The 14,152-nt window shown below is 66.2% G+C and carries 13 protein-coding genes and 1 pseudogene; 7 read left to right on the forward strand and 7 right to left on the reverse strand.

What is annotated here, in order from left to right; genetic code table 11:
* Positions 1–85: 85 nt before the first annotated feature.
* A pseudogene (locus tag ACO550_RS05840) lies at positions 86–214 on the reverse strand (IS630 family transposase); the annotation flags it as partial.
* An 18-nt stretch (positions 215–232) separates the two neighbouring features.
* Positions 233–886 (reverse strand): helix-turn-helix transcriptional regulator, encoded by a 654-nt coding sequence (locus tag ACO550_RS05845; RefSeq protein WP_485994363.1) that lies wholly within the window; start codon positions 884–886, stop codon positions 233–235.
* A 223-nt stretch (positions 887–1,109) separates the two neighbouring features.
* Between ACO550_RS05845 and ACO550_RS05850 the strand changes: the two genes are divergently transcribed.
* A complete protein-coding gene (locus ACO550_RS05850) occupies positions 1,110–3,923 on the forward strand; it encodes a winged helix-turn-helix domain-containing protein (protein WP_315595290.1) in 2,814 nt (937 codons plus the stop codon).
* A 64-nt stretch (positions 3,924–3,987) separates the two neighbouring features.
* Here the strand turns inward: ACO550_RS05850 and ACO550_RS05855 are convergent, their stop codons facing one another.
* Genes ACO550_RS05855 through ACO550_RS05875 form a run of 5 tightly spaced genes read right to left on the reverse strand, consistent with a single transcriptional unit; the run spans position 3,988 to position 8,095 of the window.
* Positions 3,988–4,812, reverse strand: a complete 825-nt coding sequence (locus ACO550_RS05855) for an SDR family NAD(P)-dependent oxidoreductase (RefSeq protein WP_315595291.1) — start codon at positions 4,810–4,812, stop codon at positions 3,988–3,990.
* Between the two features lie 23 nt (positions 4,813–4,835).
* A complete protein-coding gene (locus ACO550_RS05860) occupies positions 4,836–5,252 on the reverse strand; it encodes a MaoC/PaaZ C-terminal domain-containing protein (RefSeq protein WP_315595292.1) in 417 nt (138 codons plus the stop codon).
* 15 nt (positions 5,253–5,267) lie between these two features.
* On the reverse strand, positions 5,268–5,708 hold the full coding sequence (locus ACO550_RS05865; RefSeq protein WP_315595293.1) for an FAS1-like dehydratase domain-containing protein: 441 nt from the start codon (positions 5,706–5,708) through the stop codon (positions 5,268–5,270).
* Between the two features lie 24 nt (positions 5,709–5,732).
* Positions 5,733–6,917 (reverse strand): thiolase C-terminal domain-containing protein, encoded by a 1,185-nt coding sequence (locus ACO550_RS05870; RefSeq protein WP_315595294.1) that lies wholly within the window; start codon positions 6,915–6,917, stop codon positions 5,733–5,735.
* Between the two features lie 38 nt (positions 6,918–6,955).
* Entirely contained in the window at positions 6,956–8,095 is a 1,140-nt protein-coding gene (locus tag ACO550_RS05875) for an acyl-CoA dehydrogenase family protein (protein ID WP_315595295.1), read from the reverse strand.
* A 446-nt stretch (positions 8,096–8,541) separates the two neighbouring features.
* Here ACO550_RS05875 and ACO550_RS05880 point away from each other — a divergent pair, with 446 nt between their 5' ends.
* From ACO550_RS05880 to ACO550_RS05905, 6 genes are read left to right on the forward strand one after another with little or no spacing between them, the layout of a single operon-like run.
* On the forward strand, positions 8,542–9,729 hold the full coding sequence (locus tag ACO550_RS05880) for a CoA transferase (RefSeq protein WP_315595296.1): 1,188 nt from the start codon (positions 8,542–8,544) through the stop codon (positions 9,727–9,729).
* 37 nt (positions 9,730–9,766) lie between these two features.
* The gene (locus tag ACO550_RS05885; protein ID WP_315595325.1) at positions 9,767–10,969 is read left to right on the forward strand and encodes an acetyl-CoA C-acetyltransferase; all 1,203 of its coding nucleotides are present in this window, start codon (positions 9,767–9,769) and stop codon (positions 10,967–10,969) included.
* A 40-nt stretch (positions 10,970–11,009) separates the two neighbouring features.
* Positions 11,010–11,429 carry an OB-fold domain-containing protein gene (locus tag ACO550_RS05890; RefSeq protein WP_315595297.1) on the forward strand — a complete coding sequence of 140 codons (420 nt, stop codon included), beginning with the start codon at positions 11,010–11,012 and terminating at the stop codon, positions 11,427–11,429.
* Positions 11,426–12,574 carry a thiolase family protein gene (locus ACO550_RS05895; RefSeq protein ID WP_315595298.1) on the forward strand — a complete coding sequence of 383 codons (1,149 nt, stop codon included), beginning with the start codon at positions 11,426–11,428 and terminating at the stop codon, positions 12,572–12,574. Before ACO550_RS05890 ends, ACO550_RS05895 begins: the two co-directional genes overlap by 4 nt.
* A gap of 16 nt (positions 12,575–12,590) precedes the next feature.
* Complete coding sequence (locus ACO550_RS05900; RefSeq protein WP_315595299.1) at positions 12,591–13,337, forward strand: 3-oxoacyl-ACP reductase FabG; 747 nt, start codon at positions 12,591–12,593, stop codon at positions 13,335–13,337.
* A gap of 11 nt (positions 13,338–13,348) precedes the next feature.
* Positions 13,349–14,152: an enoyl-CoA hydratase/isomerase family protein gene (locus tag ACO550_RS05905; RefSeq protein WP_315595300.1), complete on the forward strand. Its 804-nt coding sequence runs from the start codon at positions 13,349–13,351 to the stop codon at positions 14,150–14,152.

Here is a 14,152-nt window from a genome sequence, read left to right on the forward strand (position 1 = left end):
CCTCAGCGATTCGCCAGCTTGGCGGCCGGGTGCCGACCCGTGAGCGTCTATCGATTCAAGCGTAGGTCGGCTTCCGGAGTCTGACCCCATTGCGGTCGCTAGTCCATCGCGTCATTGAATTGGCACCGGGCGAACTCGAATCCTTGCGATCCAGGGCCTGGATTGCGGTCTTCTCATCCACGCAGAACGCCGCCGAATGCGTGGGCGGGTTCAGATTGCCGTCGACATAATGTCAAGTCTGCCATAGGGCAGGTACGCATCGGCGGAGGTCGGGCAGTTCCTCCTGTGTGCCCAAGAGGCGTTGCGGTGCGGTGTGGCCAACGATATTCTTCAGCCTCGACAGCGAAAGACCGTATTGTTCGAAAACCGCGTCCTCTAGTAGGCAGCGATCGGCAAAGCCGTAGCGCAGGGACAGTGTGTGAGCGGGCAGGCTGCAGTCTGATAGATCGATCAGCAGCCGGGTCAGCCGGTGCGTGCGCACGGATTCGCGGAAACTGGTGCCTTCGGCAAAGAGGCGGCGCGAGAGGGCCGGCCGTGTCATGCCTGCGACCGAAGCGAACGCATCGAGCGTCCAGTTTCGCTGCGGTGCGCCAAGCACGTGGTGTGCGAGCAATCGCGTAAGCGGACGCATGGCAGTGCCAGTCGCATCGCTATCGCTGCACAGGTCGTTTGGGTGAATCTCGATGGAGGCGGCCGCATCGTTGGCGATGTCAATCATGATCGGCGTGAACGGCCGCAGCCTCACCTGTTGTTTGGGATGCACCAGACGGCTATGGCTGCGATGGGTGCAGCGGATCGATCCCGCGGTCGGCGCAATGATGGCCGTGCAGGGAAACGAGAGATTGTGGATCGTGGTGTGCGCGCAATGGAATGCGCGGAGCGTCAACTGCATGGTGGTCCTGCCGGTGGATGACGCGGGCAGCGCGTCTTCGTGGTTCCGGCTTTGAACTTACCCTCGCCTGGCGCAGGCGGCCCCACCGGTAGTGGGGGGCTGGCCGACGCCATCGCCGGGTAGCGGGCTGGCACGCGGCGGAGCCGTCGAGGCACGACGCAGTACCTAGCAATCGGCATGCGCTGTAAAATGCCCTGGTACCCATATAGCTCACCGCATGCCAGATTTCCCCGACACGCCGGTGCCTCCATCGCCAAGAGCGGCGCTCAAGCCACTCGTCGCCAGCAAGCTGGTTGCGCCGCGCATCAGCCGCAAGGCCATGCCACATGAGCTGCTACTCGCGCGTTTGATGGCCGAGCGCCGCCGCCGCTGCGTCGTGCTGCAAAGTCCGCCTGGCTATGGCAAGACCACAGCGCTCGTCGCCTGGAGCCAGGCGCTGACGCCGCTTGGCTATCACGTCGCCTGGCTATCGCTCGATGCCGACGATAACGATCCCGCTGTATGGGTGGACTACCTGCTGTCCAGCGTCGCCAATGTCGATCCGAGCATTGCGCGCGAAGCCTTGATGCTCGAAGGCGTTGGCACCGATCGGGATGCCATCGAGAGCATCGTGTTTGCGCTGGTGCGTGGTGTCGCCCGCTACCGCCGCGAGCTGGTGATCGTTCTGGATGATCTGCACCACATCACCGACCAGCGCATCTGGGAGGCACTCCAGTGGCTGCTCGACTATGCGCCGCCCAATCTGCACCTCGTCTTCGCCTCGCGGTCCGTGCCTCGTGTGTCGCTCGAACGGCTGCGCGCCGAGAACCAGACGCTTGAGTTCGGCCTTGCCGATTTACGCTTTTCGCCGGCCGAGGCCGAGCGCTTTCTGAAGGCGCAGCTGGCCGATGTCGAGCCAGCCGTCGCCCAGCGCCTGTACGCCCAGACCGATGGCTGGGTGGCGGGCCTCCAGCTTTTTTGCGTTTTCCTGAAGAAGCGGCCCAGCTTGTCGACAGCCGTGCTCGAGACGGCCATGGGCGAGAAGGTGCGAGACCCGCAGGGATTCTCCGCCTACTTCGAACGCGAAGTGCTGTCGCGGCTGCGTCCGGAGGAACTGGACTTGTTGACCCAGGCAGCGGCGTGCGATCGCTTCTGCGCTTCCTTGTGCGCCGCCGTCGCCGGCCGCGATGCGGCAGTGGAGGCCGGCAGGGAAGCGGCTCTGCTGGAGCGGCTGGAGCATGACAACATGTTCATTCTGTCAATGGAGCAGGAAAGCCCGCAGACCTGGTACCGGTTGCATCCGTTGCTACGGGAGACCCTGCTGGAGCGATTCGAGCGCTGGAGCGCCGAGGCTCGCCGCGCTGTTCATGTGCGGGCGTGGCAATGGTTCCTCGATCGGGGCCATGTCGATGAGGCGGTGCAGCACGCAATGCGTGCGGGCGAGCCCGCGCAGGCCGCATCGTTGGTGGAGCGTTGCGCGCCTGCGCTCTTCGCGCGCGGAGACCTCGGCAAGCTGGTAGCGCTGATGCGGAGTTTGCCGGCGGATCAGGTGGCGGCCAGCTTGCCGCTGCGCATGTGGATGGCGCGCCAGCATCTCTATCAGCGTGATTTCCCGGCCTGCGAGGCCGCCATCGCATCGCTCGAACGGGACCTCCAGCCGCAGGCCGTGTCGGAGCGTTTCACGCTGGTGGTGTTGCGTACGGTGCTTGCCATCCAGCGCGACGACGTGGAAGCCATCATGGTGATGCTGCCGCAGTTGCTGGCACCACCGCCGGAGGCGGATACCGTCGCGCTTGGCGGGTGCGCCAACATACTTTCCTGGATCTATATCCAGCGGGGGGAATACGAACGGGCGCGCAGCATCCAGTTGGGCGCGACGCGGCCCATCATCGATGGCACGCCACTGCTCGGCACGACTGCTGGCGTACTGCAGGGTCAGTGCATTCTCGGCCTGAGCTATGCGCATGAAGGCCAATTGCTGCAGGCGGAGCGCGTTTACCGTTCCGTGCTGCGGGAAGCCGAATCACGCGGCAAGGCGTGCGCGGACCCCGCATGCCTGCCGGCGGCGCTGCTGGGCGAGATCCTGTTTGAGCAGAACCAGAACGATGCCGCTCGCGAACTGCTGGCGAGTCGGGTTGATCTGCTGGAACGCGTGTCGATTCCGGATTCGGTACTACGGGTGATGATCGTCCTTTCGGGGGCGCACTGGCAGGCAGGCAACCAGATGGAGGCGTTTGCCTATCTGTTCCGGCTGGAGGAATACGCCAGTACGCTGGGCCTCGATCGCCTGCTGGCGTACGGTCTCGGCGCGCAGGTTTTCCGCCGCCTGGCACTCGGGGAACTGGATGCCGCGCAGGGCTTGCTGGGCCGTCTGCACGACATCGCGGCCCGTCAGCCAGCGCTTCAGCGCTTCAGCGCGCCGGACTTCGCGGTGCGTGGAGCAACCATTCGCTGGATGCTCGCCACCGGCGACCTGGAACAGGCGGCGTTGATGCTCGATCCGCTCATCGCGCACTGCGAGGCTTACGGCCGCATGCATTACGTGGCCTACCTGCGCCTGCAGCGCGCCGTGGTCGATGCGAAGCTCGGCCGCGCCAGCGCTGCCCGGGGCCATGTCGTATCGGCGCTGTATCTTGGTCATCGGCTGGGTCTGCTGCGCCGGATGCTGGACGCCGAGCCTTCGGCGATGGCCCTGATCGGGGAAGTGGCGAAGCAGGAAACACTCGACCCGGTACTGGCCTTCTACGTGGAGCGGCTGCAAGCGGCCTTGCCGCCAAAGCCCGTTACGGGAAATGCAAGGGCGCACAAGCGCGCGGCGACGGTGGGTGCCGTCGCCCTGAGCGAACGCGAGACGGAAGTCGTGCGGTTGCTGTCCGATCTCATCACGACGAAGAAGATCGCCCGCGCGCTCGGGCTGTCGCCGGAAACTGTCAAGTGGCACTTGAGCAATGTCTACGCCAAGCTTGGTGTAAGCGGGCGCGACGAGGCGCTGGAGAGGCTTCGCGACGCAGGCTGGGAAGCCCGGAGCAGGGCGGACGACGAGAACAACTGATGACGGAGGCTGGGCACTCCCTGCGCCGGCGGCCGGCGAGGGAGTGCGGGCCATACTGCGGGCCTTACTGCGGGCCGCCTGCCACCGCCACGATTTGTCCCGTGATGTAGTTCGACTCCGGCAGGCAGAACAGGTACACCGACCCCGCCGCCTCCTCAGGCGTGCCACCCCGGCCCAGCGGGCAACGCTGGGCGTGTGTCTTGATCAATTCCGGATTGATCCCTACGCGGATATCGCGGCCTTCGATCTTCACGGTCGCGCCAGCCTTGGCGTCGGCATCGGTCATCCGGGTATGGATCAGGCCGAAGGCGACCGCATTGACGTTGACCTTGAGGCGGCCCCATTCGCGGCTCAGGGCGCGCGTCATGCCGATCACGCCGGACTTGGCCGACGAGTAGTTGATCTGCCCCGCGTTGCCGTTGAGCGCCGACACCGACGAAACGTTCACGATCTTGCGGAACACTTCGCGCCCGGCATCCTGGTCGGCCTGGAACTGCGCCTTCAGGTGCGGATATGCCGCGCGCAGGATGCGGAACGGCGCGGTCATGTGGCAGTCAAGGATGGCGTACCACTGCTCGTCCGTCATCCGCTGGATCACGTCGTCCCAGGTGTAGCCGGCGTTATTGACGATGATGTCGATGCTGCCGAACGTCTTGACCGCCGTGCCGATGTAGCGCTCCGCAAAGTCCGGCGCGGTGATGCTGCCGACGCAGGCCACGGCTTCGCAGCCGTTACTGCGCAGCATTTCGACGGTCTCGTGCGCCGGTTCGGCGTCGAGGTCGTTGACGACGAGGCGAGCGCCTTCGCTCGCCAGCTTCATTGCGATGGCCTGTCCGATGCCACGGCCGGAGCCGGTGACAAGGGCGACCTTTCCATCAAGCTTTCCCACGGTATCTCCTTGATGCTAGGGAATTACAGGGCGACGACCGCGTCGCCGAGGATCTTGGCCTCGCCGTACTGGTTGGTCGTCTGGATTTCGAGGCGCGCGCGTTTCTCGCCCGCGGCCTCGAACACCTCGGTCACATGGCCCGAGCAGGTGATCTGGTGGCCAAGGTGCGTGATGCCGACGAAGCGCACGCCGAACTCACGGATCTGGCGCTGATCCACCCATTGCGTCAGCAGGCGGCCGAGCCAGGCCATCGACAGCATGCCGTGCGCGAACACGTCGGTCATGCCGGCCTTGCGGGCGTAGTCGGTGTCGATATGGATGGCGTTGTGGTCGCCAGACGCGCCGGCAAAGAGGGCCAACATCGTGCGGTTGACCGGGGGCAGCGTCAACGGGGGCAGGGTGTCGCCCGTCTTGAGTGCAGCGAGATTAGAGTGGGTCATGAGTCGGTCTCCGGTTCAGCCGTTGCGATGCACCAGCACGCTGCGCAGATCGGCCACGTGCTCGCCGCGCTGGTTGGTCACGCGCGTCTCGCGCACGAGGAAGGACAGCGCGCCGCCTTTCTTGTCGTAGATGTCCGCGATACGGCTCTCGAAGCGCAGCATGTCACCGGCATAGGCTGTGCGGTGATACGTGAACGACTGCTCGCCGTGCAGGATGCGCGACGGGATGATGCCGACTTCCTGGCGCCACTCGCTGGTGGGCTGGGTGAACTCCAGCGAGAACAGGAACGTCGGCGGCAGCGGCAGGTCGGGGTGGCCGGCGTCGCGTGCGGCCGAATCGTCGGTGTAGACGGGGTCGGTCTCGCCGATGGCCTTGGCGAAGAAGCGCAACTGGCCCGCCTCGGCCTTGGCGTGGAAGGTCGGCAGTGCCTTGCCGATGTGCGATTTGTCCAGCATGTCGATGTCTCCGTGAAGCGGACGTCAGGCCTTCTTGAACGCGGTCACCACGCAGGCGCCGCCCAGGCCGAGGTTGTGCTGCAGCGCGATCTTCGCGCCCGGCACCTGGCGGTCGCCTGCCGTGCCGCGCAGCTGGTGCACCAGCTCAAAGCACTGGGCAAGGCCGGTGGCGCCCAGTGGATGGCCCTTCGACAGCAGGCCGCCCGAAGGGTTGACCACCCACTTGCCGCCGTAGGTGTTGTTGCCATCCTCGACCAGCTTTTCGCCTCCGCCGTCGTTGCAAAGCCCCAGCCCCTCGTAGGTCAGCAGTTCGTTCTGCGCGAAGCAGTCGTGCAGTTCGATCACGTCGATGTCCTCGGGGCCGATGCCAGCCTGCTCGTACACCGCGCGGGAGGCCGACTTCGTCATACCCACGCCTACCAGGTCGATCATGCTGGGCGACTCGAAGGCATCCGGCTGATCCGTCGTCATCGCCTGGCCAGCGATGAACACATCCGTCCGCAGGCCGTGCTTGCGCGCGAATGCCTCGGACACCACGATGGCTGCCGCCGCGCCGCAGGTCGGCGGGCACGCCATCAGGCGCGTCAGCACGCCGTCCCACACGGACGGCGCGGCCAGCACGTCCTCAGGCGTCACCACTTTGCGGAAGAGTGCCAGCGGGTTGTTGGCGGCGTGGCGGCTTGCCTTGGCGCGGATCTTCGCGAACGTCTCCAGCTTCGTGCCGTATTTCTCCATATGGGCAAGGCCGGCGCCGGCAAACATGCGGATCGCGCCCGGCAGTTCGCAATTTGGCTGGATCTTTTCCACCATCGCCAGCGTGCGGCTCATGGCGCGCGGGCGGTCGTCCCAATGGCTGGCGAGCGCGCCTGGCTGCATTTCCTCGAAACCAACCGCGATGGCGCAGTCCACCGTGCCGCTTTGCACGGCCTGCCGGGCCAGGAACAGCGCCGACGAGCCGGTGGCGCAGTTGTTGTTGACGTTGACGATGGGGACGCCGCTCAGGCCCACGCGATACAGCGCGGCCTGCCCGCAGGTCGAGTCACCGTAAACGTAGCCGGCATAGGCCTGCTGCACGTCGGTATAGGACAGGCCGGCGTCTTCCAGCGCCTGGCTGATGGCCTGTGCGCCCATCTCGTCATAGTGGGCGCTCGCGCCGGGCTTGGCGAACGGGATCATGCCGACGCCGGCGACAAATACATTGCGTGTCATGGGACTTCTCCTCCTTCGGAAATTTTCTGTCTGGGATTTCAGAGCTTGCGCGAGATCAGTTCGCGCATGACTTCGCTGGTGCCGCCGTAGATGCGGTTCACGCGCGAGTCCACGAAGGCGCGGGCGACGGGGTACTCCATCATGTAGCCGTAGCCGCCGTGGAGTTGGACCATCTCGTCGAGCGCCTTGCCTAGCGTCTCGGTGGCAAAGAGCTTGGCCAGGGCGGACTCTTCCAGCGTTAGGCGACGGCGCATATGCTCGCCAAGGTAGTAGTCCACCATCAGGCGCACGGCAATGGCCTGGGCCTGGATGTCGGCCAGCTTGAAACGGGTGTTCTGGAAGTCCCACACGGTCTGGCCGAACGCCTTGCGCTCCTTCACATACGCCAGCGTGTGCTCTAGCACGGCTTCGAGGCGGGCGGCGGCGCCCACGGCGATCGAGAAGCGCTCCTGCGGCAGTTCCTGCATCAGGTAGCCGAAGCCCTTGCCTTCCTCGCCCAGCAGATTGGAGACCGGCACGCGCACGTTGTCGAAGAACAGCTCGGCGGTGTCCTGCGCATGTTGGCCAACCTTCTCCAGCTTGCGGCCGCGGCGGAAGCCCTCGCGATCCGCTTCCACGACGATTAGGCTGATGCCCTTCGCGCCAGCGGCCGCGTCGGTCTTGCAGACCACGACGATCAGGTCGGCAGTCAGGCCGTTGCTGATGAAGGTCTTGCTGCCGTTGATGATGTACGCGTCGCCGTCGCGCACGGCGGATGTGCGGACGGCCTTCAGGTCGCTGCCGGTGCCCGGTTCGGTCATGGCGATGGCGAGGATGGTCTCACCCGAGCATGCGCCCGGCAGCCACTTTTGTTTCTGTTCCTCGTTGCCTATGCGGGCGATGTACGGGGCGATGATGTCGGAATGCATGCCGAAGCTGATGCCGGACAGGCCGCAGCGATGGTATTCCTCGGCCATCACGGCGGAGTGGCCGTAGTCACCGCCGCCACCGCCGAGTTCAACTGGCAGTGTGACGCAAAGCAGCCCCTCTCGGCCGGCTTTCAGCCAAGTCTGGCGGTCGACCTGGCCGGCCTTGTCCCACTCGGCCTGCCTCGGCACGCACTCGCGCTCGAAGAAGCGGCGCACGGTAGTGCGGAACATCTCATGGTCTTCGCGATAGACGGTACGGTTGGGTTGCACTGAAAACTCCTCTTGCCTGGATTCGAGGTCGACGAGGACGGCTGGCCGCTTTGAATAGCGGTGCCTTAGCCCGGCGACGGGTTGTGTTGCCTATGGGAATGTTCGGGAATGGCGGGCGGCGCCAGCCCACCGGCGTTGGGGGGGCTGGATCAGACGATCCCGGCACCCGCCCGCATCACCGTCGATGGATCGGTGCCTCTCATCTCGTTATCTCTACGGTGTGTTCATGGCCAATCGCTTTCAACCCGCGCCGTGCCGTGGCCGGTACATCGGAATGATGGCGGGGCAGACCCCCACGCGGCCCACCTGGGTTGGGGGGCTTCCGGCCTGCTTGGATTCCCCCCCCAACTTCGGTGGGCGGGAGGGTGCGCACCGCTGGTCTACTTGCCCCAGGCCCGGCGAGCTGCAATCGCCAGGCAGTCGACGAAGTGGGAGGAGAGGAAGCAATGGGCGTTCTATCGGGCATTCGCGTGCTGGAATTCGAGGGCATTGGCCCGGGGCCGTTTGCGGCGATGCTGCTGGCCGACATGGGAGCGGATGTGATCCGCGTGGACCGCCCGGTGGCGGCGGCGGACCTCGGCCCGAAGATCCACGGCAAGCGTGTCGACGTGGTCGGGCGCGGCCGGAGCTCGGTGACGCTCGACCTCAAGCGGCCCGAGGCCGTCCAGGCTGCGAGGGCGCTGATGGAGAAGGCGGACGTGGTGATCGAGGGCTTTCGCCCCGGCACGATGGAACGCCTCGGTCTGGGCCCGGAGCAGGCACTTGCGTGCAATCCGCAGCTGGTCTACGGCCGGATCACGGGTTGGGGCCAGACTGGCCCGCTGGCGCTGAGCGCCGGCCACGATCTCAACTACATCGCGCTGTCCGGCGTGCTATCGGCGATCGGCCGTGGCGACGACGCACCTGTGCCGCCGCTGAACCTCGTGGGCGACTACGGCGGCGGTGGCATGCTGCTCGCTATGGGCGTGCTCGGTGCGCTCCTTCATGCGCAGCGCACCGGCGCAGGCCAGGTAGTGGATGCCGCGATGATGGAAGGCGCGGCCCAACTTGCGTCCGTGGTTTGGGGCGTGCTCGCATCGGGCCATTGGCGCGAAGCGCGCAGCAGCAATCTGCTCGACGGCGGCACGCCCTGGTATGACAGCTACGCCACCAGCGACGGCCACTACATGGCCGTGGGCGCGGTGGAGGAGCGCTTCTATCAGGAACTGCTGCAGAAGCTCGGTCTTGCCGATGCGGACCTGCCAGCGCGCAGCAACCGCGCGGACTGGCCGGTACTGCGGCAGAACTTCAAGATGGCGTTTCGATCGCGTACCCGAGACGAATGGTGCGCGATCTTCGAAGGCAGCGATGCCTGCGTGGCGCCGGTGCTCAAGTTTTCCGAAGTCGCGCGGCATCCGCACAGCGTAGCACGCGGCAGCTTCGTCGAGGTCGACGGCGTCACACAGCCGGCACCCGCGCCGCGCTTCTCGGTAACGCCGTCAACGATCCGCCGAACCGCACCGGGGCGCGGCGAACACGGCGGGCAGGCGCTGGAAGCCTGGGGCTTCGATGCCGCTGCCATCGCCGGGCTGACCGGCCTCGGCCTGGGTTTCACGGCAGCAGGCGCTAATCGTGCCGATGGCGACGCCGCCTGAACCTTCACTCCATCCCATGCATCCCAAGCCTTCCACCATGCGTCACGCCTATATCGTTTCTCCCCTGCGCACGCCGGTCGCCAAGTTTGGCGGCGCGCTCGCGCCGCTGACCGCCGCCGACCTCGCGGCTCACGTAGTGCGCGCCGTCCTGGAACGATCGGGTGCGCCGGCCGACAGCATCGACGAGGTGATCGTCGCCCAGTCGTACCAGTCGAGCGAAGCGCCGTGTATCGGCCGCTACGCCGCCTCGCTTGCCGGCCTGCCTGAGACCGTCTCCGGCTATGCGGTGGATCGTCGCTGCGGATCCGGACTGCAGGCCGTGATCGATGCCGCGATGCAGGTGCAGGGCGGCGTGGCCAACGCCGTGCTGGTGGCCGGCGTCGAGAGCATGAGCAATATCGAGTACTACACCACCGACATGCGCTGGGGCGCGCGGCTGGGCAGCGTTTCCCTGCACGACCGACTCGACCGTGGCCGTGTGAACTCGCAACCCGTGCGCCGGTATGGCGTGATGGCCGGCGGAGCCGCAGAAACGGCCGAGAACCTAGCCGCGGACTATGGCATCTCGCGCGAGGAGAGCGACCGCTATGCCGTACGCAGTCACCAACTTGCCACCGAGGCGTGGAAGGCGGGGCGCTTCGACGAGGAAGTGGTGCCAGTGCCCGTGCCGCAGCGCAAGGGCGAGTCGAAGCTGTTCAGCCGCGACGAAGGCATTCGCGAGGATGCCAGTCTCGAAGTGATGGCAAGGCTGCCGGCGCTGTTGCGCGGCGGCACGGTGACGGCGGGCAACGCCTGCCAGCAGAACGACGCCGCGTCGGCTTGCCTCGTGGTGTCGGAGGACTACCTGAGGTCCCACGGACTGGAGCCGATGGGCCGGCTGTCCGGCTGGGCGGCGGCGGGCTGCGATCCGCTGCGGATGGGCATCGGCCCGGTTCCCGCTGTCGGGAAGTTGCTGCCGCGCTTGGGCATGACGCTGTCCGACATCGACCTCATCGAGGTCAACGAAGCCTTTGCCGTGCAGATACTCAGCGTGCTGAAGGCATGGGGTATCAGCGCCGATGACCCGCGCATCAACGTCAACGGCTCCGGCATCTCGCTGGGCCACCCGATCGGCGCCACTGGCGTCCGCATTCTCACGACGATGCTGCACGAGATGCGCCGCCGCAAAGCGCGCTTTGGCCTAGAAACCATGTGCATCGGCGGTGGCCAGGGGCTTGCGGCCGTGTTCGAGCTTGTCTGAACGAATCGGATCGAATGGAACTGAATTGAAGGAGTACGACATGAAAGACAGTCATGCCGACGCGCCGCGCTGCGCCTCGGAGCAGCCATGGCGCCAACAGGATGGCGGACTCGTGCTGCTTGCCTATCGCCATCGCGGCAGCGACGTGCTGCACTTCCCGCCGCTGCCGTTGACTTCGCCACAGTCCGATGGGATGGAACTGGTCGCACTGCATGGCGCGCCCACGCTCTACAGCTACACCGTGATGCATCCGTCCCCGAAAACTGGCCTGCCGCCGACACCGCTCGGCCTGGCCGATTTCCCGGAAGGCGTGCGCATCTTTGGCCGGCTGGTGTACCCGGAAGGCCGCCGCCCGGCCGTTGGCGACCCCTTGCGGGCGTGCCTCGTGCATACCGCAGAGGGACCGATCTACGCGTTCGAACCCGTATCCGGTCCGACCCAAGCTGAGGTGAACCGATGAACAAGCCAATCTACATTGCAGGCGTCGCCATGACCCGCTTCGGCCGCCACGATGGCTCGATGCAGGACCTTGCCCAAACCGCCGTGCACGATGCCGTGCGGGATGCCGATGTCGACCTGCGTGAAGTGCAGGCCTTCTACGCCGCTAACGTCTTCGGCGGCATGGTGCTGGGGCAAGTGCTGTTGCGCGACCTCGGCGTGACGGGTCCCGCCGTCTATAACGTCGAGAACGCGTGCGCCAGCGGCGCCACCGGCGTGCACCTGGCCTGCCACGCGCTGCAGGCCGGGGTCTACGACACGGTGGTGGTCTTCGGTGCGGAGCAACTGACCGCGCTGGGGGGCGGCGCGCTGCCGCTGCAGAAGAACGACTACATGACGTCGCTGTATGCCCGGGCTGGCCTGACACTGCCGTCCGTGTATGCGATGCGCGCAACGCGCTACATGCACGAATTCGGCCTGAGGCCGGAGGTGCTGGCCGAAGTGGCAGTGAAGAACCGCCGGCACGGTGGCCTGAATCCGTATGCGCAGACGCGGACAGGCGTCAGCGTGGACGAGGTGATGGGGTCGCGCATGGTGTTCGACCCACTGACGCTGCTGCAATGCTGCCCGTCGGCCGTCGACGGTGCCGCTGCGCTGGTGCTGACCACATGCAAGCCGACGACGCATGCGAGGCCGGTGCGCGTCCTGGCGTCGGTCGTCCAGTCCGGCCGCCAGGAAGTGGGCCACGACGACATCCTGGCCGCCGAGATTACGGCGAGAGCTGCAAATCTTGCCTATCGCGAAGCGGGCGTAAAGCCCGCCGACCTCGACATGGTGGAACTGCACGACGCCTTTACGATCGCCGAGCTGATCTACTACAACGCGCTCGGTCTGTGCGAGCGGGGCGAGGCGCATGCGTTGCTGCAGTCGGGGGCGACCGCGCTGGGCGGCCGCGTTCCGGTCAATCCGAGCGGTGGCCTGCTCGCCAAGGGCCACCCGCTGGGCGCCACCGGCGTGGCCCAGATGGTGGAAGCCGTGTGGCAACTGCAGGGCCGCGCGGGAGACCGCCAGATTCCTGACGCCGAACTGGCGCTGACGCAATGCACTGGCGGTGGCATCGCCGGGGTCGATCACGCAGCATCCGCGGTGCACATCCTTGGCCACTGACAGAACAGGAGGGATCATGAAAAAGCAAATCGCTGTCGTTACCGGCGGCGCGCAAGGCATTGGCCTCGGCATCGCCATGGCACTGCTGGAAGCAGGACACGCGGTCGCCGTGTTCGATCTGAATGGCAAGGCGCTGGAGAAGCTGGCCGTCGAAGCAGCGGAGCACGCTGACCGGCTGATGGTGCTGCGCGTGGACGTGACATCGGACGCCGAAGTGCAGGCGGCCGTCGCCCAGATCAAAGCCCGCTGGAAGACGCCCGACATCCTTGTCAACAACGCCGGCATCACCCGGGACAAGCGGTTCATCAAGATGACGGAGGAAGACTGGGACTTCGTCATCGACGTGAACCTGAAGTCGCAGTTCCTGTGCGCCCGCGCGGTGGTGCCGGGCATGATCGAGCAGGGCTATGGACGCATCGTCAATATCTCGTCGCGCGCGTGGCTGGGCGGCTTTGGCCAGTCAAACTACTCGGCGGCCAAGGGCGGGGTAGTGAGCCTGACGCGCTCGCTCGCCATCGAGCTGGCCCGCAATGGCATCACCGTCAACGCCGTTGCCCCGGGCATCGTCGAGACACCGCTGATGGCGACGTACACCGACGAGCAGCGTGACCGGCTCAAGGCCACCGTGCCGGTCGGCCGCATTGGACAGCCCGAGGATATTGCACAGGCCGTGCTGATGTTCGCCGGCAGGAATGCGTCGTACATCACGGGGCAGACGCTCTATGTCTGCGGCGGCCGCTCGCTGTCAAGCCCGAGCGTCTGAAGGAGCCGACCATGACCATCCACTATCGGCAGAAGGGCCACGTGGCGGTGCTGACGCTGGACGCGCCCGAATCGCTCAACGCGCTGACCGTCGAGGAACTGGTGGCGCTGCGCGAGCGGCTCGCCCAATGCCAGGATGACGACGGCGTGCGCGCCATCGTCATCACTGGTGCGGGCGAGCGAGCCTTCTGCACCGGCGCAAACCTGAAGGCGACACTGCCGCCGTCCACCGGTTTCGCAGCGGGAGCCTTCAAGAGCCGTGCCGGCGAGGCCAGCATGGGCGGATACACACGGCTGCTGGACCTGAGCGACCTGCAGATCTGGAAGCCGATCATTGCGGCGATCAACGGCTATTGCTTGGGCGGGGGGCTGGAGCTGGCGTTGCAGTGCGACCTGCGTATCGCTGCCGATTCCGCGAGTTTCGGCCTGCCGGAAGTCAAGGTTGCCAGCGTGCCCGCCGTCGGTGGCGTCCAGTACCTGATGCGTGCCGTGCCGGCCGCCCATGCGATGAAGCTGGCGATGACCGGCGAGCGCATCGACGCCGCCGAGGCGTTGCGCATCGGCCTGGTCAGCGACGTGGTGGCGGCTGCCGGCCTGATGGACCTTGCCGAGCGTCTGGCCACGCGTATTGCGGCCAACGGTCCACTGGCCGTGCAGGCAGTCAAGCAGCTCGCGGTGCAGACCGCGCACCTGGCGCCGCGCGAATTCGTGGCGCAGGCCAACCTCCAGTGGGGTCTGCTGCGTGATAGCGCCGACCGTATCGAAGGCCGCACGGCCTTTGCCGAAAAGCGTCCACCAGCCTATCGCGGTGCCTGA

This window comes from Cupriavidus sp. (assembly GCF_057315035.1).